Here is a 20,032-nt window from a genome sequence, read left to right on the forward strand (position 1 = left end):
GTATATTCCCCAATGGCTTAGCGCATGCCGGCGGTGACCCCTGCTACACAGGGCTCACCACATGGCATCACTGTGTCCGAGCTATATCCAGGTCCGTGATGGACGATACTACTTCCGCCTGCGCGTGCCCCAGAGCCTGGTCCAAGGCCTCGGCCGTCGTGAGCTGGTCCGCACCCTCGGCACTTCGGACGGCATCAAGGCGCGCGCAGTCGCGTCCCGCATCGCTCTCCGTCTCCCACAGATTTGGCAACTGTTGAGCCGAAATCGTGCCCGGTCAGCCGAGGAGCTGAAGGCGCTGGCCGTCAGGTGGCTCGAGGAAGAGATCGCGCGCGAGTGGGCGCGTCTTGACGCTGGTGGCTTCAGCGTTGGCCTCGGGGACGGCGCGCTGTCGGTGAGCGATGCAAGGGACGAGCACCGCCGTCTTTTCGGCCGCGACGCCGAGTTGGCCCTGGAGGCCGCCCAGGAGGAATATCGGCGCCACGACTTCAGCCGCATGACGGAGGCGGCCGAGCGGCTCGTCGTCCAGGACGGCGCGGCCACGCCGCTGAAGTCGCGCGAGGTCGCCATCGTGGCGAAGGCGGTGATGGAAGCCTTTGGGCAGCTCCAGGAAAGCAAGATCGCCTGGACCGACGGCGAGGTGGATCGCCTCCCGCCCATGCTGGTCGAAGGCCGCGACAACCCCGACGTCGCGCCGACGGTTCTCCCCGCAGTCGGCGTCGATGCACCGCAGGTGGGCGCGCCAAAGTCATCCGCGCCTGGCCGCACAGTGCAGAACGCCATCGACGACTACCTCGCTCACCAGCGGCAGGCGGGTATGAAGGAGAAGCAGGTCACCGACGCTGAAGGGGACTTGAGGGTCCTCGTCGAAGCGTTCGGCGCCGACAAACTCATCGCCGAGATCGGAACCGCCGAGTCCGGCATGATCTGGTCCGCCCTGGTGTCATTACCGCCCCACCACCGGCGTTACCCCGAACTCGCCGATCTTGACCTCTTCGAGAAGGCGCTGAAGGCGAAGGAGCTCAAGCTGGAGCCCCTGCACCCCGGCAGCATCAAGTCGTATCTCGGCTCCCTGAAGAATCTCTTCGAGCATGAGCGGATGGCCGGCCATGTGACGGCCAATCCGTTCGCGGAGAAGACCGTCATCAAGACCGTCCGGCGGAAGAAGCTGGAGAAGCCGTTCCGCAGCGACGAACTCGAAACGCTGTTCCGTGACACCGTCTTCGCCGGGGCCAAGAGCGCGGAGCGACCCTATGACCCTGGGGCGTTCCTGGTGAATGACTGGCGCTTCTGGGCGCCGGTGATCGCGCTCATGACCGGCGCCCGCATCGGCGAGATCGCCCAGTTGCGCCCCTGCGATGTGCATGAACGTGAGGGGATCCTCGTCCTCGATTTCAACGAGGAACAGGGGAAGTCCCTGAAGACCGACAGCTCGAAGCGGCTGGTGCCTGTCCACTCACGGCTGGTCGCGCTTGGCCTTGGCGAGCTGGCGCGAGAGCGATCGGCCCACCCACTGCTCCTGCCGGACGTGCCGAAGCCCGTCGCCGGCGATCATGGCGCCGGCCTCAGCAAGTGGATGAGCGAGCGCTACCTGCCGCGGCTGAACCTGAAGACGCGGCCTGGCCTTGGCTTCCACAGCTTCCGCCATAGCCTGAAGACGCTGCTCCGTTCGGCGAGTGTGACCGACAGCATCTCGAACCATATCCTCGGCCACGGCGCCCGCAGCGTCGATGAGCGGTATGGATCAGTTGAACTGAAGGCGGCGCGGGATGCCATTGAGAAGATCACGCTCCCGCAAGCGGTGATGGACCTGCGGCCGCGCTTCTGACGCACTGCACTCTCGGGAAATCCTACGCCCTCTCCAAGGGTGCATCAGCTCTCGTTCAGGACATGGCGGCATCAGGTTCAGACGCCAAGACGCATGATAGGACTTCGATAGTTCAGCGCTGAGTAAAGAGAAGTTCGCAAATCGGAGATAGCGCTCTGGCTTGGGGCCGGTTATGCTGCGCTCGCTATAGTCTCTTCATCCCCCGATCATCGGGGTCAACGATGAAGGAACACCCCGACCATGCTGAACGACACCGCCTCACCCCAAGAAGCACAGCACGACGGCATGGACATCCGTGGCCGCGCAGAGGACGGCATGCGCGTTTTTGCCGTGCTTCGGCCCGTAGGGCGCCAGATACTTGGGGCATCAGCAGACCATCGAGGTGAGCGGGATGACGAGCGTCTACGCGCCATCCCCTATCGCTGCAGTGCGACGACACTCGACTCGATACAGACCGCCGCGCGGCAGCGTGGGATGACGCCATCCCAATTGATTACTCGGGCTTTGCTGGAGTTCGGCATCCCCGTGATGGTCAACGACATTGACGGAGTAAAGAGCGGCGGAGAACTGCGATGATGCCGATAGCAAGCGACCTGGCAGTTCCAATGCCTGCCTGGAATACCGAGCTGGTGACGGTCTACATGCCGCACCACCGTCCGGTGCAGGCAGGCGCATTCAGGCGCGAGATCGTCCGCCGTATCGCTGACGCGGGGCTGGCCGTGTCAGCGGTTGCTGATGCTGCTGGGGTTCCTGCTACGCTTCTGGACGGTCGCGACGCCAGGCGTATCCCGCTGGGGTGGGTGGCAGCGATCGCGACGGCGACCAGGTCTGATGCGCGATCACTGAAGCGGCTCTGGGCGGAGGAGTATGAGCCTGGTCTGGCGGCGCGCCTTGTGCCCCAGGAGGCGAACGGTATTTGGTTCGAGGCCGTGGGCCCCTGCAGGTAAGTGTCGATGCAGCCCTGCTCGCCATCGGAAGGGGCCAGGCCTCGCCATGGCGCTGAGCCAGTGTCCGACTGTCCCGGATCGCCGCGGCAGCCGTTTCCAGCCGTAGCCGGTTCGGCGAGCACACATGCTGCAGACCGACGAAGCCATGTTGCGCTTCCTCGGCGCCTTTTTGAAGGGATCTGCGACCGTCGCCATGGGGCGCGAACCTCATCAAGCCAATGGGCCACGACGCGAAACCACAGCCTCGCTCGTGCTCGACTCGATCCAGAAGATCTTGCTGGCCCGCCTGCACATCTTGGCCGAACCGCGCGCGCTTTCGGCCAAAGACGTCTAGCGTCGGCGCGACACCAAACTGTCCAGCCTGGTCGCCTAGAGGAGAACGCCTGGAGGGGCGCGGTGCCGGCTCCAGGCCCGGCGATGCAGGTGATCCGGCACCCGATCGGTTAGTTTGTGGAGCAGGGCATGCTGCAGGCGAGTGCTGATATCTGATGCGGCCGCTCAACCCGATGCCGACACTCACGCATACAGACGCCAACCAAGGTGTCAAAGCCCAGACAGACGCAGACAAGGGACCGCTATGACCGTGATCAGCATTGCCAGCACCAAGGGAGGCGTGGGCAAGACCACGCTGTCACGGATCATCGCGGCCACCCTCGCGGAGGAACGCGCCGACTTCGCGGTGATCGACGCCGACCCGAATGACGCGCTCGGCCGCTGGAAGGCCAAGTTCTACGAAGGGGCACCCTTCGACCTGGTCTCCGAGCCCAACCACGACCGGCTTGCCCACCTCATCGAGCGGCTTTCGCGCGAGCGCGAGATCGTCCTGGTGGACACCGCCGGCTTCGACAACCCGGCGGCCAACATCGCCCTGACCTTCTCGGACGCGGTGCTGATCCCGATCATGGCGGACGAGGCTGACATGGAAGGGGCGAAGCAGACTTGGCTGCGGTGCCGTGCCATTGCGCTCGGTGTGCGGCGGGAAATCCCCGCCTGGGTGGTGCTGAATGCGACCAAGACGATCTCGCAGGTCCATCAGCATATCCTGGCCGAACTGGGGCGGCTGTCGGCCAGCTGCGGACTGCGCTGGCTCGAAACCAAGCTGTCCAACCTGGTCGCCTATAGCGAGATCTCCTGGTCTGGGGCGCTTCCCGCTCGTGGACCCGCCGTGCGGGAAATCCGCCACTTGGTCGAAGAGCTTCGCGAGAAGGGCATTCTGCCGCCCGCAGCCACCTGATGCCCACGCATACGCCATCGCCGGCGATCACCCAAACGCCGACGCAGACAACCACGCTGACGAAGGAGCCGCGCGATGACCAGCCGCTTCAAATCACGCGCCAACACCATGACCCCCGAGGAGATGGTCAGTCTGGTGCTGCAGGTGAACCTGGAAGCCCCGCCTGCCATCTACGTGTGCCGGAAGCGGGGGCAGGGGAGGGGGCAGGGAGCGCCTTACTCGACCCGACAGCGCTTGGACGGACGGTCATGTGGCGGTTTCAGGCGCAGCTCGAGCGGGCGAGGATGGAGGCGGATCAGGCGATGGCGGAGGCGATCGCAGCGGCCAGGGCGGCGGCCCTCTCGTCGTAGGAGCGTCCCCGGGCGCTGGGGTGGTCCGCCGGTATGTGCTTCACGCCGTGGCGCCGGCAGGCTGCGGCGGCGTCGCGGCCCAAAGCCACGACGCGCCTGCCCTGCACCTCGTGCATGGTGATGGCGCCGAAGCTGGCGGCGACCTTGTCGGCGGGGACGCGCTCGGAGCGCTTTGGCGGCAGCAGGTGGAAGGCTTGGGTGAGGTAGACGTCCGCCCGCCGGAGACCGCAGAGGGCCAATGCCCTGTCCAGCACCTGATTGAAGGGGATAGTCGGTAGGTAGCCGAGGGCCTGGAGCGTGGCCCGGTTCTCCTCGGTGATCGCCGGGGCATCGAGCCAGTGATAGGCGACGAGCACCGGCCCGGTCGGTGACCGCGAGGTGATCTGAAGGGGGGAGACGTAGTCGCCGTCCATCCCGACGTCAGACAGGGTCGCGTAGCCAGGCAGGCGGAACGCCCGCCGCAGGCCCACGATCTCTAGGTAGTGCATGTGTTTCCGCTCCTCTCGGGGCTGACCGCGGGTGAGGAGATGACCGGCTGCGGCCAGCGCCGCATCTTCGGCCCGACTTGGCCGAACGCACCGGTCCGGTGAAACCTGCGCCGGCCATGCACGGCTTCGAGCCACTCGCCAGTGGACGGCTTCACTTCGAGGGAGACCGGGAGGCGTTCGCGGTCGGCGATCCGCAGCAGCGCAGTCAGCACGGCCCGGCAGACCCCGCCGCCCTGATGCTCATCCAGGACAAAGATGCCCGCGATGTAGACGTCGTCCCCGACCATCGCGCCGCGTGCTCCTGCATGTTGCCTGGCACCAGCGTGCCGTCGAAGTCATACGCGATGGCGACCGAGATCTTGCTCATGTCCGACGACGCCTCCGTCTGCATCATGCGACCGCACTGAGCCGCACCTGCTCCAGCACCCCGATCAGCTGTTCCACTTCGGCGTCCTGGAACAGGCCCTCGACGCCATAGGGGCTGAAGCGCGTATAGGGCGCCTCATACAGCCGGCTCTGATCGATCACGCCGGCCGCGGTGAGGTTCTCGATCAGCATGTCGAGGAAGGTGATCTGGTTCGCGGTCAGCGTGCGGCCTGCCATGAAGCCAGCCAGTGCTTCCTGAACTGCGCTGCGGTCCAGGCCGACCAGCGTGCGCACGAAAAGGCCCAGGCCGGCACTATCGGCTTTCGCCTTCTCGACCTCCGCGGGCGAGCCGACCCCGCTCTCCAGCAACATCCGCTCCAGCTCCGCCAGGTCCGTCGGCGTCAGCTGGCGGTTGGTGCGGAGCTTGTGGATGGTGACGTGGTCCTCATGCGCCTTCAGGAAGTGGCGCACCTTGTCCTTGAACTTCGCGAAGCCATCGGCGGTGGCCATGGTCTCGAACACCACCTCCTGCCCATCGCCGATCTCGTCCTGGAAGTTGGTGTAGAGGATGGCGCGGCGACGCTTCTCGATCAGGTGCACCAGGCTGCGCAGGCGGCGGCGGGCCTGCTCCAGCTCGTGCACCGTAATGTCCTGCCACCAGGCCTCGGTCTGGACGGCGAGGATCAGCTCCATCTCGGCGGCGATGGCGGGGATCGCCTTGTTCTCCGCCAACGCCTCCCCCACCGCCACCACGCGGTCCTTCCAGGCCGCGAAGCCGGGGCGGGCGGCGAGGATGCAGAGCTGGAGGTTCAGCATCAGCAGGTCGAACTGCTTGGCCTCCAGCTTCTCGGCATCCTGCTGGGTCGGCAGGCCGGCAATGGTGGCGGCGAGGGCGTCGCGGGCCCCCACGTCCAGCACCTCCCACGCCTCGGGCTTCGCGTAGGTCTCGACCAGCTTGCGATGGGGGCGGATGACGAAGTTGTCGATGTTCATCGCTGCCACCTCGGCATGCAGCAGCTTCGCCACATCGGCGCGCAGCGCGCCCTCGGCCTCCGCCGCGGTGCCGGCCTTCACCCGCGCATCCACGCCGGCGATCACGTCCAGCCGGGCGCGGAAGAGGCGGGCAGAGATGCTCTCCGCGGCGCTCGCCTCCACCGTCTTCGCGTCCTTCGAGAAAAACTCCAGGTTCTGGCAGAAGTCGAAGACCTGGAAGAATTTCTTGTCCTCCCCCGGCCCGAACAGGTCCGGCCTCAACCGTGTGCCGCGGCCGACCATCTGCCAGAACTTCGTGCGGGACCGCACGAGCTTGAAGAAGACCAGGTTCACGACCTCCGGCACATCGATGCCGGTGTCCAGCATGTCCACGCTGATGGCGATGTGCGGCGACTTCGCGGGGGCGGAGAAGTCATCGATGAGTGACTGCGCGTGGGACACCTGGTTGTCGATGACCTGGGCGAAATGCCCCTTGAGGTGCGGGTAGTTCGCGTCGAAGCGCTTCTGGATGAAGACGGCGTGGTTGTGGTTGCGGGCGAAGATGATGGTCTTGCCCAGGCGATCCCCGCCTTCGACCGTCAGGCCTTTCGTCATCAGGTGCTCCAGCACCTTGTCCACCGTGTCCTGGTTGAACAGCCAGGTGTTGATGGCCTCGGCCTCCACGCCCTCGGGCGGGTCTTCCTCCCACTCCGCCTCGTCCCAGCGTTCCTTCTCCTCCTCCGTCAGATCGTCGTAGCGGATGCCCTGGCGCTGGAACTTCAGGGGGACGGAGATGGCGCGCATCGGCACCAGGTAGCCATCGGCCACGGCGTCCTGCAGCGGGTAGGCATCCGTCGGGACATGGGTGTCGAGGTCGAACATGCTGTAGGTGTTGTGGTCGATCTCGTCCTTCGGCGTCGCCGTCAGGCCCACCAACAGGCTGTCGAACCAGCGGAAGATGGCGCGGTAGCGGCGGTAGATCGAACGATGCGCCTCATCCACCACGATCAGGTCGAAATGGCCGGGGCCGAAGCGGCGGCCGCCTTCGCCCATCTCCTCGATCAGCGACATCATGGTGGGATAGGTGGAGACGTAGACGCGGCCCTGGCTGGCGCGGTCGGTGATGAGGTTGACCGGCGCGGCATCCGGCAGGTGGGTCTTGAAGGCGCTGACGGCCTGGTTCACCAGCGCCACGCGATCGGCCAGAAAGAGGATGCGCTTGGCCCAGTTGCAGCGCATCAGCAGGTCGCACAGCGCGATCACGGTGCGGGTCTTGCCCGACCCCGTCGCCATGACCACCAGCGCCTTGCGGCGGTGCTCATCCTCGAAGGCCTGGGCGATGCGGCGGATGGCGCGGGTCTGGTAGGGGCGGCCGACGATCGCCTCATTCACCGGGGCATCCGCCAGGCGGCGGCGGGTGGTGCGGCGCTGGATCAGCAGATCCAGCTCATCGCGGCGGTAGAAGCCCTGGACTTCGCGCGGCGGGTGCTGGGTGTCGTCCCAGATCCAATGCTCATAGCCATTGGTCAGGAAGATGACGGGGCGCTGGCCGTGCATGGCTTCCAGCGCGTCGGCGTAGAGCTTCGCCTGGTGTTGGCCGCGGCCGGGGTCGTGGCGCGTGGCCTTGGCTTCCACCACGGCCAGCGGCTTCCCATCCGCGCCCCACAGCACATAGTCGGCATAGCCGGTGCCGGATGGCGTGGGCATGCCGCGCAGGGGCACCTCTGCCACCCCCGGGGCCTGCGCGTCCCACCCGGCTTCCGCCAGCAGCTTGTCGATGAAGAGATCGCGGGTCGCGGCCTCCCCATAGTCATGCGTGTCGGGCTTCCGGCTGTTGGCGGCGAGGGCTTCGGCGATTTCGGCGCGCAGCGCCCGCACTTCCTCATCCAGCGAGGCCTTGGCGGCGAGGGCTTCCTTCAGCGCCTGGTCCTTCGCCTCCATCTCCGTCGCCATCTGGCGGATCTGGGCGAGGCTGCGGCGGACGATGTCCGCCGTGGGCGGCGGCAGCAGCGCGGGATCGAAGGCGAGGCTGTCGGCCGGGCGGGCGCCGCGGGCGTAGCTGCGGGCCAGCCAGAAGGACAGATGAAAGGCCTCCCGCATGACGGCGCGGGCATCGGCTTCGGTGAAGGGCTTGGCGCTGTGCACGGCGCTGTTGCCGGCATCCTTCAGCCATCGCGCCTTGTGGTAGATGGCGTCCCCGGCGATGGCGCGGAAGCCGGGTTCATCGATCAGTGCCGCCAGCTTGTCCGTATAGGGCGCGGCGAGGCGCCGGTCTGCCCGGTAGAGCCAGGCCATGGCGAGTTCGAGGAAGCGGCGGGCGTAGAAGGCGCAGGCGCGGGGATCGCCGCGCGCCAAGGATTCGGCGCGCGTGATGGCGCCATGCAGGTCCGGCCACTCGGGTTGGAGGAAGCCGAATTGGGTCATGGGGTCAGAGTTCCCCTCGGAAGGCGCGGTGCTGGAGGGAGACGAAGAGAGATTCGAGAGCAGATGCTTGTTTCAGGTGCATATCACGCGCGCCATCGAGACTGCGAAGGCGAGCCGCAAACTCCTTTTGCTGAGCAATGTCGGCAGCGGGAATCCGAAGCGCACCGAGGCCATCGACGTTGATGTTGAACTGGCCGGCAGACGTCTTTGCATGCTCACGGACCTCTTTTCGACCGACGCCCATGCTCAGGAATGCACAGAGAAAATCCGGATCGATGGCAGAGGTAAGCCGGGCGCGGATCAGATATGATGCGTAGATAAAGCGAGAGGCATCTAGTCCGAGAGAATCGCCCAGATTGTCCGGCACGCGGGCGCAACGGCCGACATACTCAGGATTTCCATTCGTGCGGACAAACAGCACATCGCCGCCGCGCAGTCTCAGACGGCTAAACTCTGCATCTGTCACCTCCACCGTCTTCAGGTCTGAGATGTCAACACCGCCGCCGATGACGTTCGGGATTCGAAGAGTGGGATAGCCACCTTCACCAGATTTGTTCGACGTTCCGTAGCGAAAGTCTTCGACGCAATCGCGCAGCCGGAGCAGCGTCCCGTATGGTGGCGGACCGAACATCTCCACAAATATCGCCTGCGCCATCTCGTCGAGTTGCGCCAGCGCCGCCCGCCGCTTCGCCCGCAGCGCGTCGGCCTCATCGAGGATGGCGGCGATGCGGCGCTGTTCGTCGAGTGGAGGAACTGGAACTTCGATACGGGCAACGACCGCCTTCGAGACTTCCTTGAACGTCGCGCCGTTGCCGAGGCTTTCGAGGTAGGCGCGGTTGCAGCGAAGCCAGTGATAGAGGTAGCCCGACTTCATCCGGTCGGGCTTCGGGATAAAGCTCTTGAAGCCCTGGTTCGTGGCCATGGGCACGGTGTTGATCGCTACATGGCCAATCGGTGCTCGGGAACTGAACAGCACCGAACCCTCCGGCAGCACTGTTGCCGCGCAGGCGTCCAGCCCCGCCTGGGTGATCCTTCGAGGCGTGCCCGTGATATGCGGTCCTTCGAGGTCAGCGAGGTCCCTAGGCGTGGCCCAGTGGATGTCGCCATCCCAATAGCCTGGGACCGATGTGCTGGGCGTTGCGCCGGAGATGATGTCGCAACACTCGTCCAGCCGCATCGTCGGCCACCCTTTCACGACAGCATCCCCTCCAGCCGCGCCATCCCGTCGCTTATCTCCGCCTCCAGCTTGCGAAGCTCCGCCAGGATTTCCCGCGGCGATCGGTGCGCCGTCTCCTCCCGCACCACTTCCTTGTAGCGGTTGATGGAGAGGTCCCAGCCCGCCGCCACGATCTCCGCCTTCGGCACCACGAAGCTGCGCGCCGTGCGGGGGCGGTCGCGTTCCTCGCCATCGCGCCGGCGCCAGCGGGCCAGCACGTCGGGCAGGTTGTTGCGGGTGGCGAGTTCGGCTTCCGCCAGCGCCTCCCTCGGCACGGGGCCGAGCCTGCCCTCCGGCAGCAGTGGCGTGCGCTTGTCGTCGAGGGAGAAGCCATCGGCCAGCATGTCGTAGAACCACACGCCATCCGTGCCGCCGCTATCCGTGCGGGTGAAGAACAGGATGGCGCAGGACACGCCGGCATAGGGGCGGAAGACGCCGCTCGGCAGGCTGACGATGCCGTCCAGCTTGTGGTCCTCCACCAGCATGCGGCGCAGTTCCTTATGCGCCTTGGAGGATCCGAACAGCACGCCATCCGGCACCACCACCGCCGCGCGGCCGCCGGGCTTCAGCAGGCGCAGGAACAGCGCCAGGAACAGCAGCTCCGTCTTGCGGGTCTTGACGATGGCGGTCAGGTCCTTCGCCACCGTCTCCGTGTCCAGCGACCCCGCGAAGGGCGGGTTGGCGAGGACCAGGGTGTAGCGGTCCGCATCCTCCGCATGGTCCTGCGCCAGGCTGTCGCGGTAGCGCACATCGGGGTTCTCCACCCCATGCAGCAGCATGTTCATGCTGCCGATGCGCAGCATGGTGCTGTCGAAATCGAAGGCGTGGAACGCGCCGCCGAGCTTGCCCTGGCCGTGGAAATGGGCGCGGGCGGCATCGTCATGCAGCACGGCCGGGTGGTGCTGGCGCAGGTATTCGGCCGCGGCGACGAGGAAGCCGCAGGTGCCGCTGGCGGGGTCCACGATGATGTCCCGCGGCGTCGGCGCCGCCATCTCCACCATCAACTGGATGAGGTGGCGGGGCGTGCGGAACTGGCCATTCTGCCCGGCGGTCGCGATCTTGCCGAGCATGTATTCGTAGATGTCGCCCTTGGTGTCCGCATCCTCCATCGGCACCGCTTCCAGCATGTCCACGACGCGAGAGAGCAGGGCAGGGGTGGGGATGGTGAAGCGGGCGTCGCGCATGTGGTGGGAATAGGTCGATCCATCCCCGCCAAGCGTGCGGAGGCAGGGGAAGACATGCTCCCCGACCACGGCGAACATCTCCGCCGACGCCAGGTTGCGGAAGCGGGACCAGCGGAGGTCATCGAAGGGGCGGGCCTTGCGGCCCTCGCCGCTCAGGCCTTCGGGGAAGATGCGGCGGTCCATGGGGCGGCGCAGGCGCGCGGCCTTGCGTTCCTCCAGCGTGTGGAGCTCATCGAGGCGGCGGATGAAGAGCAGGTAGGTGATCTGCTCCATGACCTCCAGCGGGTTGGAGATCCCGCCGGTCCAGAAACTGTCCCAGATGCGGTCGATCTGGCTGCGGAGTTCGCCGGTGAGCATCAGCAAGTCCTGAAATATCGGGGTGGGCGGTCAGGCGCATGTCAGCGCTGAGAGTGCGCTATGGGGCCGTGCCGGATGGCCGGGTGAGGGGCGGCGTGGCAGGCAGGTTGGCGGTGCCGGATGCGCCGGCGCGCTGATGATCGTTCCGCATGTCATCCAATATGGTGCCGGGGCGCGCGCCGTTTGACCAGGGGCCAGCGGCGCGGTTCCGGGCAGCGCCAGGTCAGGGCGAGACCCGTGCAGTGGTGCGCTGGCGTTCCAGCAGGGCCAATTCGTCATCCCGTTCCCGGTTGAGCGCCTGGATGCGAGTCTCGCAGGCCTGGGTGTCCGTGCCGCAGGCGCTTCGGGCGGCGGTCAGGCGTTCATCGAACAGGCGGCGGGTGTCGGCGATGCGGGTGGTGAAGAAGGCCTCGCGGCTGCCCTCGCTGGCGAAGGTTTCGGGCGGGAGGCTGACGATCACGTTTTCGGGATAGCGACTCATGGCGCCGGAGGCCGCGTCCACCGCCAGGCCGATGAAGCCGCCGAGCAGGATGTTGCCGGCGGTCATGCCCTGGAACTGGGGCGTGATGGTCTGCACGCCGGGCAGGTTGCCGGCCCGGGTGCAGCGGATGGCGATGTCGCGGGACGACTTGCTGAGGGAGACGGTGCCAGGGGTGGGATTCACCACGCCCATGATCGTGCCGTCGCGGGTCATGGTGCAGGCGGCGCCGGGCGGTTCGGTGAGGACCGAGATGGTCTGGGTGGTTCCGGTGGTGATGGTGGCGCAGGCGGGCAGCCCGAAGGCCAGGAGAAGCAGCGCTGCAAATCGATAAAGCTTCGCAATCATGATGGGCGCGGTCCTTCGTTCACGCCGGAGGGCCGGCGTGTTGGGTGGGTCATTGGGCTTGGGGTGGCTGGGGCGGCGCGGCGTGTCCGCGCGATCGATCAGCCCGACGTTTCGTCTGGGGTGGTGATGGCGTGCAGGCGGTCCTGGTGTCGGCCCGCGCGACCGGTGAGGTGTTCCGCGAGACTGTTGCGACCGCCGCCAAGCAACCGCGCTTCCGTCAGGAGGACCGTCAGGCGCTGGGCCATGACGGCGGCGGTGGGCTCGACCGCTTGCGCTGCGATGTCGCCGATCTCGGCGGCGAGGGAGGCGGCGGCGAAGGCCGTCCGGTCGATGTGCTCCTCGGTCCAGTAGGTCGCGAGGAAGGGGGCAGCGAGGCCCGGATTGGCGGCACAGGCGGCGCGGCAGAGAGCGACCAGGCGGCTGTCAGGCAGGCTGGGGGCGTATCGGCGGGACATGGAGGTGTGGAGGGTCTCCGTGCAATCGGGGTTGGCGCTAGGGGTCAGGGCGGGCGATGCGCGTGGCATGGACGGCTCCAGGGATGACGATGGGTCCGCATATTTTTTATTCGTATTGTATCGAAGGGTCAACGTAGTTTTTATGCGGACATGACTGACGCTCCGCCCACGCCTGCCTCGCACGACCTCCGCTGGAGCCAGGAGGCGCGGCTGCGCGCGATTGACCAGGCGGCGTTCTGGGATGGGCGGGTGAACCGGTCGGAGCTGATCCGGCGCTTCGGCATCTCGGTCCCGCAGGCGACGAATGACCTGCGGGACTACCAGGCCCGGGCGCCGGGCAACCTGCGCTACGACACGCGGGAGAAGGCCTACCTGGCGGAGGAGGGCTTTCGGCCGCTGTTCGGGGAGCCGAGCGCCGAGGCCTGGCTGCTGGATGCGGGGGCAGAGGAGGCGCGCCCCCTGCCGGTCGTGGTGACGCCGCGGCCGGAGCGGAGGGTGGACCCCTGGGTGCTACGGCGGGTGGTGCAGGCCAAGCGGGCCGGCCTGGCGCTGCGGGTGCTGTATCAGACGATGGACCAGCCGGAGCCGTCCTGGCGATGGATCTCGCCCATGGCGTTCGGCAGCGACGGCGTGCGGTGGCACCTGCGCGCCTGGAACCACGATGCCGGGCGGCATGAGGACATGCTGTTCCCCCGCATGGTGGCTTTTGACGGTGAGAGGCCCGCGGGTGCGGCGCCGGTGGATGAGGTCTGGGAGCGCGTGGTGTCGGTGCGGCTGCGGCCCGCTGGGAGGCTGAGCGAAGGCCAGCGGCGGGTGATCGAGGCCGACTACCAGATGGTGGGGGGAGAGGCCCGCCTGGAGGTGCGGGCGGCGCTGCTGTGGCTGTTCCTGCGGCGCATGCGCCTGGACCGTGAGGATGGGCTGGTGGAGGTGGCGAACAGGGCGGAGCTGGTCGAGGTCCTGGAGGGACCCAAGGCCAGGTTCCAGGGTGGCGATGTGGAACAGCGTTGAGCGGCGGCCAGGACGATGCTGCGCAACGCCTCGCGCGCCTATCAATGGCCCCCTCGGTGGAGAAAAGCCCTGAGCTGAAGGCATAGGAAGACTACCCCCGCTTAAAGCGAGGGCAGTCCCTATGCCTTCGCGAATGTTGCTGCCCTCGTCTGGAGCTGCCCCTCGCTTTGGCAGCGGCATGGCGTGTCGGCCTGCCGCCTTGGTGCCAACTTACGCAGATAGGACACCCTGCGCTCCTCGCCCTCGCACCTTTCGGACCGGGCTTTGCCGTTGAGGAGACCCCACAGTCGGCAATAAGATCCGCGTCGCTGCCGTCATGCCGACCAACGCGGAAATAGTGCAGCTAGGGAACTCCCTGCTCGTGCGTCCTGCTCTGGGTGTCGCACGGGACCTGGTCCGCACCTCAATTATAGCGCTGTCGGTCATCTGATGCACCGATATTCGTGTGCGAAGGCTTGGATGTGTGCCGGACTCGTGGTGTTCGCGGCTCGGGAGCGGCCGCCAGGAAGATCATCGTCGTCCAGCACACCGCCTGCAGTGCCGGCGGCAGACAGCGCGGCGGTGATCCCGTTCTGGCCGAGGGGCAGTAAGGCGCACGCAGACTGCCATGGCGATCACCGCGGTCATCGGCAGTGCACAGGCCGGGATAAAGCGCGGGGTGGTGGGTGACGTCGAGGCCCTGGCGCCGGGGCGGTAGCAGCGGGGGAGGATGTGGGCGCCTTTCTGGCCGTTCATCCGACCCGCCGAGAGCATCATGACGACGGTGCGGTCGTGGTCGTCGCAGGCGGCGTGCCGCTTCCGGTTCAGCCAGCCATGCGGTGTGCCTTCAGGGGGTGCTGTCGAGGGTCAGCCGATCAGGCTCACCGGTCCAGCCGGCCAGCGCCGCGACGATGCGGCTGAACACGCCCTGTTTGGCCCCGGCATCAGCTGGCGCTGAACGCCTGAAAACTATTGAAACGAATGCCCGTGAGCCATCGCCTGGACGTGCCGCTACAGTGCCGGCATGCAGATACGGCCGCAGGATATGGACACCTTTCCCTCCAGCCATGACCAGGCTTGTCACGTCGTTGTCGTCGAGGATGACCGAGAGATCGCCCTGCTCGTCTCCAGCTTCCTGACGCAGAATGGCATCAGCGTCACCCGCGCCAGCACGGACCGGCAGTTGCAGCGCGTCCTCCGCATGCAGAGCACCGACCTCATCCTGCTGGACATCATGCTGCCGGATGTCGACGGCCTGACCATCTGTCGGCGACTGCGCAGCACGCCCGAGACGCAGGCGATACCCATCATCGTCGTGTCCGCGCTCGGCAGCCAGTTGGACCGTGTGAAGGGCCTGGATACGGGCGCTGACGATTATCTGGTGAAGCCCTTCGCGCCAGAGGAATTGCTGGCGCGCATCCGCGCCGTCATGCGGCGGCATGCGCTGGTCGAACGGCGGGCGGAGGCCGCGCAGGAAGTGCTGGAGGCGGAGGGCTTCCGGCTCGATCTCCGGCGTCGGGCGCTTCATGACGCGCAGGGCGCCCGAGTTGCCCTGACAGCGACGGAACTGGGTCTCCTCGTCATCTTCATGCGCCACCCACAGATGGTCCTGTCCCGCGACCAGATCGCGATGAAGCTGCACGGCCGGAATGCGGAGCCGCTGGACCGGTCGATCGACGTCGCCATCAGTCGGTTGCGCCGCAAGATCGAGCCCGACCCGCAAAGCCCCACGTTGATCGAGACCGTCCGCCACGGTGGATACGTCTTCACGCAGCCGGTCCGCACCCAGCCGGCCGGGTCGTAGCGACATGCTGCGATTCCTGATGGCGACCACCGCGCGGCAGGTCGGATGCATCGTCGCCCTGGCGACGATCGGGTCGAACATCCTGGCCCTCTTCGCCTGGCTGCTGCTGTCGCCGGGCAGTGCCGTGCCGGGTTCTGTCCGCGCCTTCGCGGCGGATGTGGCGACCACGGCCGAGTTCCTGCGCCATACGCCACCGGATGCGCGGCCCGACCTGTTGCGACGCGCCGCCGGGCAGGCGTTCGACTTGCAGGACCCGAACGCGCCGCCTGCCGATGGCTGGATCGACACGGTCCTGACCCGCGCGCTGAACGAACGCCTGGCGGAGCGCGCCATCGCTGCGCATGCCACGGTGATGGCAGCCCCGCAGGCATGGTCCAGCCGTGGCGTCGTGGTGACGATCGACTTCAGTGATGGGGAGGTGACCCGCTTCGCGATCGGCGAGCCGCGGATGCGCAACGTGATCCCGAGCTTCCTGCTGCCGCCGACGCTGGGGGTTCTCCTGATCGGCGTGCCGCTGCTGCTCGTGATGCTCTGGGTCGCCTACTGGATGACGCGGCCACTCGATCGGCTAGCGCGCGCCGCATCGGCGATCGAGGCGGCCGGCCTCCAGGTAAGAGTGCCGGAAGGCGGGGCTCTGGAGGTGCGTCGGCTCGGGCGGGCCATGAACGGTCTCCTCGAACGGCTGCGGGAGGATGTGGCCGAGCGGGCGAAGATCATGGCCGGCGTGAGCCACGACCTGCGCACCCCGCTGACACGCCTCCGGCTCCGGGTGGAGACGGTGCAGGACGTGCGGCTGCGGCAGGCGCTCGGCGCCGACCTGGTGCTGATGGAGGGGATCGTCAGTTCGTCCATGGCGCTGCTGGAAGCGGATCTGCGACAGGAACCGCTGGAGGCGCTGGACATCGCGGCCCTGGCCAGCACCGTCTGCGATCAGTTTGCTGATGCGGGTTTCGACGTGGCCTATGACGGCCCGCTGCATCTGGTTGTCCGGGCACAGCCCGTGGCGCTCGAACGGGCGCTCAACAACCTCGTCGAGAATGCCTGCAAGCATGCGCGCGGTGGCCGCCTCCTCCTGCGTGAGGAGGAGGGCGCCGTCCGCATCGTGGTGGAGGACCGTGGCCCCGGCATCGCAGAAGCTGACCTGCCGCACATCACGGAAGCCTTCCGGCGGCCGCAGAAGAACGGCAATGGGTTCGGCCTTGGCCTGGCCATCGTGGCGAGCGTCGCCCGTGCGCATGGCGGCCAGTTGCGGCTGACCAACCGCAGCGACGGCGGGCTGGCAGCTGAACTTCGCCTGCCGGCGATGGAGGTCGCTTGAACCGCCTCCGCATGGCCGTGCTGGCCGCGACCGGTGTCGTGCTCGGCCTGGGCGTGATTCAGGGGCCTTCGGCATCGGTGGGCGACCCGGCCCCCACGCCAACGGCCCCTGCCGTGCCCTCCCGCGTGGCGCTGGGCCGGATCGAGCCGGCGAGCGACGTGATCATGCTCGCGGCGCCGCAGGGCAGCAGGACAGGGCGCATCGCCGAGTTGCTGGTGCGGGAGGGCGATGTCGCCGAGGCGGGTCAGGCGGTTGCGTTGATGGACAACGTGCAGGTGCTGGTAGCCCAGGTCCGACAGGCGGAAGTGACGCTGACGCAGCGGGAAGCGAGGCTCGCGCAGCGCCTGGTGGAACTGGAGGCGGAGGAGGCCTCCCTTGCATCCGCGCTGGAACAGGAACGGGCGAATCGCGATCGTGCCAAGTGGGAGCATGAGCGCATGAACCGGCTCCGTCAGGGTGGCGTCTATCGGGACACCGCGTTGATCGACAAGCGCCTGGCCCTCGACTCGGCGGAGCAGAAGGTAGTTGCTGCCGAACTCGCCCTAGCGCGTGCGCGCGTGCGCGACGCGGAAGGACGACGGCTAGAGGAGGCCGTGCTGAGGAGCGAGGTCGAGATGGCGCGGGCCAGCGCCTCGCAGATGCAGGCCGAGCAAGAGATGGCGACGCTCCGCGCGCCCAGCCACGGCACCGTGCTGCGGATCAATACCAGGCCCGGAGAGGTGCCGGGGAGTGACGGCATCATGCTGCTGGGCGACCTGCGCCGGATGCGCGTGCGCGCTGAGGTGTTCGAGACGGATCTGCCCGGCATCCGGCCGGGGCAGCCGGTGCAGGTCGCGAGCCGCGCCCTGCCCCAGCCCCTGGCCGGATCGGTCGAAGCGATCGGGTTGCGGGTCGCGCGGCAGACCATCGTGCGGGAGGACCCCGCCGCCACACTCGATGCCCGCGTGGTGGAAGTGATGGTGGCGCTGGATGCGCGCAGTTCAGCGCTGGCCGCGGGGCTGACGGGGCTGCAGGTGCGAGCCTTTTTCGGGGCGGTGCCGTGATCCGCGGCCGCACGGCGCTCGGCTGGGCGCAGCTGGTGCATCAGCCAGGCCGCTTCGTGATGGCGCTGGCCGGTGTGATGGCCGCGGTGATGATGGTGTTCATGCAACTCGGCTTCATGAACATGGTGTTCGACACCACGGTGATGGTGCATCGGCTGCTGAAGGCCGACCTCGTGCTGGTCAGCCCCGTCGTGCGCGATGTCGCCGCCTCGGGCACGATCCCGCGACGCCGCCTCATGCAGGCGCTGGGTGTCGAAGGCGTGGCGGATGGCGAGGCGCTCTACGTCACGACCCGCGACTGGACGAAACCGGATGGCGAACGCGGGACGCTGATGCTGATGGGCGTCCGACCCGATTTCGACGCCTTCCGTGACCCCGACATCACGCGCCAGCAACGCGGCCTGGCGCAGCCCGGGACCATCCTGCTGGATTCGGGGGCGCGCGGTGACTACCGCGGCGTGCTGGACGGCCTCCGCCAGGGTCAGGAGTGGACGACGGAGATGGGCGGCCGACGCGTGACCGTGATCGGGGACTTCCGACTCGGCGCGTCCTTCGGGAATGAGGGTCTGCTCATCACCTCCGACGATACCTTCCAGGCACTGTCGGTGAACCGTGATCCGGGCGCACCGAGCATCGGGCTGCTGCGGCTGGTGCCGGGCGCTGACCCTGCTGTGGTGAAGGCGCGGCTGTCAGCGGTGCTGGACCCCGCCGACAGCCGAGTGATGACGCTGGAGGACTTCGTCCAGCACACCCGCGGCTTCATGATCCGCAACTCCCCCATCGCCATCATCTTCGGCTTCGGCACCGCGGTTGGGCTGCTGGTCGGCGCGATGGTGGTGGCGCAGATCCTGACCGCAGATGTGCAGGAACACATGGCGGAATACGCCACCTTCAAGGCGATGGGCTTCAGCAACGGGCGGATCCTGTCCATCGTCTACGAGCAATCCGCGATCCTCGCGATGTTCGGCTTTCCGCCTGGGCTGGGCCTGGCCCTGATCCTCTACGCAGCGATCCGCTGGGCCGTCTCGATGCCGATCAGCATGCCGATCGACCGCGTAGCGATCGTCTTCGTCGCCACCGTGGCGATGTGCGCGGTGGCGGGCACCCTGGCGACCAGGCGTGCCCGCAAGGCCGACCCCGCGGAGGTGTTCTGATGCCGTCCGTCGTCGCGCGCGGCCTGTCCTACACCTACCCCGATGGCGGCGCGCTCCGCGCTGCCCTCTCCGACATCGACCTGGTTGTCGAGACCGGTGAGATCCTGTTCCTGACCGGGCCCTCCGGCTGCGGGAAGACGACGCTGCTGACCCTGGTCGGCGCGCTGCGGTCCGTGCAGAGCGGCACGCTCGATGTGCTGGGCCACCCCCTGCACAAGGCGGACGAGGCCGCGCGGGTCGCGTCCCGCCGGCGCACAGGCTTCGTCTTCCAGCACCACAACCTGCATCGCAGCCTCACGGCGCTGGGCAATGTCATGATCGGGCTGGAGGCGCGCGGCCAGTCGCGACGTTCTGATGCCGAAGCGCTGTGCCTCGACGTCCTGGCCGAGGTGGGCCTGGGTGGGCTGGAGCATCGGCGGCAGGACCAGCTTTCGGGCGGACAGCGCCAGCGCGTCGCGGTGGCCCGCGCCATGGTCGGCGGCCCTGCCTTGCTGCTGGCGGATGAGCCGACCGGTGCTTTGGACGGCAAGACCGGCGGCGAGGTGATGGAGGCCATCCATCGCCTCGCGCGGCGCCGGGGCACGACGGTCATCGTCGTGACGCATGATCCACGCCTCGACGCCTTCGCTGACCGGATCGTGGCAATGGAGGATGGGCGGATGCGAGGCGCAGCGCCCGCGGCGCCGGCTGCGGCGGGGCATGCGATGGGCCAGCCGTCGGTCACGCGGGCGAACGCCCTGGCGCTGTGCGCCAACTTGCTGTCGCTCTCGCTGGCGCCGCCGGCAAGGGCGGAGGATGACCTGCCTCTCGTGGCTGCGGTCGCGGTGCTGGCTGACGGCAGGCCCTGGGTCGCGCGGCGTGCCGGCGGCGCCGAGATCAGGTTGACGCTCCGCCCTGACGGCACCGGGCGGATCGAGAGGCCGGTGTCGCGCGAGGTCAGCTGGGCTGCCCAGGGCGGGGACATCTGCATCGCCTTCGGCTTCCCGATGGGCCGCCGCTGCATCCGCCTCCGCCGTAACGGCGCCGGCCTCGCTGCCCACGAGGATGGGCAGCTGGCCTTCACGCTGAACCGCCCCTGA

Annotated in this window: 17 protein-coding genes; 10 read left to right on the forward strand and 7 right to left on the reverse strand. The window is 67.6% G+C overall.

Annotation, left to right across the window (positions count from 1 at the left end):
• Positions 1–61: 61 nt before the first annotated feature.
• From ACTIE5_RS05845 to ACTIE5_RS05860, 4 genes are all read left to right on the forward strand, one after another.
• Positions 62–1,825, forward strand: coding sequence for a DUF6538 domain-containing protein (locus ACTIE5_RS05845; protein ID WP_439548770.1), 1,764 nt, complete (start codon positions 62–64; stop codon positions 1,823–1,825).
• A gap of 240 nt (positions 1,826–2,065) precedes the next feature.
• Positions 2,066–2,401: a hypothetical protein gene (locus ACTIE5_RS05850; protein ID WP_439548771.1), complete on the forward strand. Its 336-nt coding sequence runs from the start codon at positions 2,066–2,068 to the stop codon at positions 2,399–2,401.
• 495 nt (positions 2,402–2,896) lie between these two features.
• On the forward strand, positions 2,897–3,106 hold the full coding sequence (locus tag ACTIE5_RS05855) for a hypothetical protein (RefSeq protein ID WP_439548772.1): 210 nt from the start codon (positions 2,897–2,899) through the stop codon (positions 3,104–3,106).
• A 243-nt stretch (positions 3,107–3,349) separates the two neighbouring features.
• Positions 3,350–4,006: a ParA family protein gene (locus ACTIE5_RS05860; RefSeq protein ID WP_439548773.1), complete on the forward strand. Its 657-nt coding sequence runs from the start codon at positions 3,350–3,352 to the stop codon at positions 4,004–4,006.
• Positions 4,007–4,301: 295 nt separating this feature from the next.
• Here ACTIE5_RS05860 and ACTIE5_RS05865 read toward each other — a convergent pair whose 3' ends face one another.
• The 7 genes from ACTIE5_RS05865 to ACTIE5_RS05895 all read right to left on the reverse strand — a co-directional run bounded on the left by ACTIE5_RS05865 (position 4,302) and on the right by ACTIE5_RS05895 (position 12,644).
• Complete coding sequence (locus ACTIE5_RS05865) at positions 4,302–4,844, reverse strand: uracil-DNA glycosylase family protein (protein ID WP_439548774.1); 543 nt, start codon at positions 4,842–4,844, stop codon at positions 4,302–4,304.
• The gene (locus tag ACTIE5_RS05870; protein WP_439548775.1) at positions 4,832–5,131 is read right to left on the reverse strand and encodes a GNAT family N-acetyltransferase; all 300 of its coding nucleotides are present in this window, start codon (positions 5,129–5,131) and stop codon (positions 4,832–4,834) included. The genes ACTIE5_RS05865 and ACTIE5_RS05870 overlap by 13 nt, the downstream gene beginning before the upstream one ends.
• A 103-nt stretch (positions 5,132–5,234) precedes the next feature.
• Positions 5,235–8,606, reverse strand: a complete 3,372-nt coding sequence (locus ACTIE5_RS05875; RefSeq protein WP_439548776.1) for a DEAD/DEAH box helicase family protein — start codon at positions 8,604–8,606, stop codon at positions 5,235–5,237.
• A gap of 4 nt (positions 8,607–8,610) precedes the next feature.
• Entirely contained in the window at positions 8,611–9,801 is a 1,191-nt protein-coding gene (locus ACTIE5_RS05880) for a restriction endonuclease subunit S (protein WP_439548777.1), read from the reverse strand.
• The gene (locus tag ACTIE5_RS05885; RefSeq protein WP_439548778.1) at positions 9,798–11,363 is read right to left on the reverse strand and encodes a type I restriction-modification system subunit M; all 1,566 of its coding nucleotides are present in this window, start codon (positions 11,361–11,363) and stop codon (positions 9,798–9,800) included. The genes ACTIE5_RS05880 and ACTIE5_RS05885 overlap by 4 nt, the downstream gene beginning before the upstream one ends.
• Positions 11,364–11,586: 223 nt before the next feature.
• Positions 11,587–12,189 carry a hypothetical protein gene (locus tag ACTIE5_RS05890; protein ID WP_439548779.1) on the reverse strand — a complete coding sequence of 201 codons (603 nt, stop codon included), beginning with the start codon at positions 12,187–12,189 and terminating at the stop codon, positions 11,587–11,589.
• A 98-nt stretch (positions 12,190–12,287) separates the two neighbouring features.
• On the reverse strand, positions 12,288–12,644 hold the full coding sequence (locus tag ACTIE5_RS05895; protein ID WP_439548780.1) for a hypothetical protein: 357 nt from the start codon (positions 12,642–12,644) through the stop codon (positions 12,288–12,290).
• A 150-nt stretch (positions 12,645–12,794) separates the two neighbouring features.
• Between ACTIE5_RS05895 and ACTIE5_RS05900 the strand changes: the two genes are divergently transcribed.
• The 6 genes from ACTIE5_RS05900 to ACTIE5_RS05925 all read left to right on the forward strand — a co-directional run bounded on the left by ACTIE5_RS05900 (position 12,795) and on the right by ACTIE5_RS05925 (position 20,032).
• Complete coding sequence (locus ACTIE5_RS05900; RefSeq protein ID WP_439548781.1) at positions 12,795–13,655, forward strand: transcriptional regulator; 861 nt, start codon at positions 12,795–12,797, stop codon at positions 13,653–13,655.
• A gap of 1,024 nt (positions 13,656–14,679) precedes the next feature.
• On the forward strand, positions 14,680–15,438 hold the full coding sequence (locus ACTIE5_RS05905) for a response regulator (RefSeq protein ID WP_439548782.1): 759 nt from the start codon (positions 14,680–14,682) through the stop codon (positions 15,436–15,438).
• A gap of 4 nt (positions 15,439–15,442) precedes the next feature.
• Positions 15,443–16,756 (forward strand): ATP-binding protein, encoded by a 1,314-nt coding sequence (locus ACTIE5_RS05910; protein WP_439548783.1) that lies wholly within the window; start codon positions 15,443–15,445, stop codon positions 16,754–16,756.
• Positions 16,753–17,799: an HlyD family efflux transporter periplasmic adaptor subunit gene (locus tag ACTIE5_RS05915; protein WP_439548784.1), complete on the forward strand. Its 1,047-nt coding sequence runs from the start codon at positions 16,753–16,755 to the stop codon at positions 17,797–17,799. The genes ACTIE5_RS05910 and ACTIE5_RS05915 overlap by 4 nt, the downstream gene beginning before the upstream one ends.
• On the forward strand, positions 17,796–18,953 hold the full coding sequence (devC, locus tag ACTIE5_RS05920) for an ABC transporter permease DevC (protein ID WP_439548785.1): 1,158 nt from the start codon (positions 17,796–17,798) through the stop codon (positions 18,951–18,953). Before ACTIE5_RS05915 ends, devC begins: the two co-directional genes overlap by 4 nt.
• Positions 18,953–20,032: an ABC transporter ATP-binding protein gene (locus ACTIE5_RS05925; RefSeq protein WP_439548786.1), complete on the forward strand. Its 1,080-nt coding sequence runs from the start codon at positions 18,953–18,955 to the stop codon at positions 20,030–20,032. Before devC ends, ACTIE5_RS05925 begins: the two co-directional genes overlap by 1 nt.

Origin of the sequence: Falsiroseomonas sp., assembly GCF_051859025.1 — a bacterium.
In the GTDB taxonomy this organism is placed as follows: Bacteria; Pseudomonadota; Alphaproteobacteria; order Acetobacterales; family Acetobacteraceae; genus Falsiroseomonas.

Coding starts and splice junctions, on each gene's coding strand:
- ACTIE5_RS05885 (WP_439548778.1), bottom strand. CDS start 11,363: ATGCTCACCGGCGAACTCCGCAGCCAGATCGACCGCATCTGGGACAGT.
- ACTIE5_RS05875 (WP_439548776.1), bottom strand. CDS start 8,606: ATGACCCAATTCGGCTTCCTCCAACCCGAGTGGCCGGACCTGCATGGC.
- ACTIE5_RS05850 (WP_439548771.1), top strand. CDS start 2,066: ATGCTGAACGACACCGCCTCACCCCAAGAAGCACAGCACGACGGCATG.
- ACTIE5_RS05925 (WP_439548786.1), top strand. CDS start 18,953: ATGCCGTCCGTCGTCGCGCGCGGCCTGTCCTACACCTACCCCGATGGC.
- ACTIE5_RS05910 (WP_439548783.1), top strand. CDS start 15,443: ATGCTGCGATTCCTGATGGCGACCACCGCGCGGCAGGTCGGATGCATC.
- ACTIE5_RS05860 (WP_439548773.1), top strand. CDS start 3,350: ATGACCGTGATCAGCATTGCCAGCACCAAGGGAGGCGTGGGCAAGACC.
- ACTIE5_RS05845 (WP_439548770.1), top strand. CDS start 62: ATGGCATCACTGTGTCCGAGCTATATCCAGGTCCGTGATGGACGATAC.
- ACTIE5_RS05890 (WP_439548779.1), bottom strand. CDS start 12,189: ATGATTGCGAAGCTTTATCGATTTGCAGCGCTGCTTCTCCTGGCCTTC.
- ACTIE5_RS05900 (WP_439548781.1), top strand. CDS start 12,795: ATGACTGACGCTCCGCCCACGCCTGCCTCGCACGACCTCCGCTGGAGC.
- ACTIE5_RS05855 (WP_439548772.1), top strand. CDS start 2,897: ATGCTGCAGACCGACGAAGCCATGTTGCGCTTCCTCGGCGCCTTTTTG.
- ACTIE5_RS05865 (WP_439548774.1), bottom strand. CDS start 4,844: ATGCACTACCTAGAGATCGTGGGCCTGCGGCGGGCGTTCCGCCTGCCT.
- ACTIE5_RS05905 (WP_439548782.1), top strand. CDS start 14,680: ATGGACACCTTTCCCTCCAGCCATGACCAGGCTTGTCACGTCGTTGTC.
- ACTIE5_RS05895 (WP_439548780.1), bottom strand. CDS start 12,644: ATGTCCCGCCGATACGCCCCCAGCCTGCCTGACAGCCGCCTGGTCGCT.
- ACTIE5_RS05870 (WP_439548775.1), bottom strand. CDS start 5,131: ATGGTCGGGGACGACGTCTACATCGCGGGCATCTTTGTCCTGGATGAG.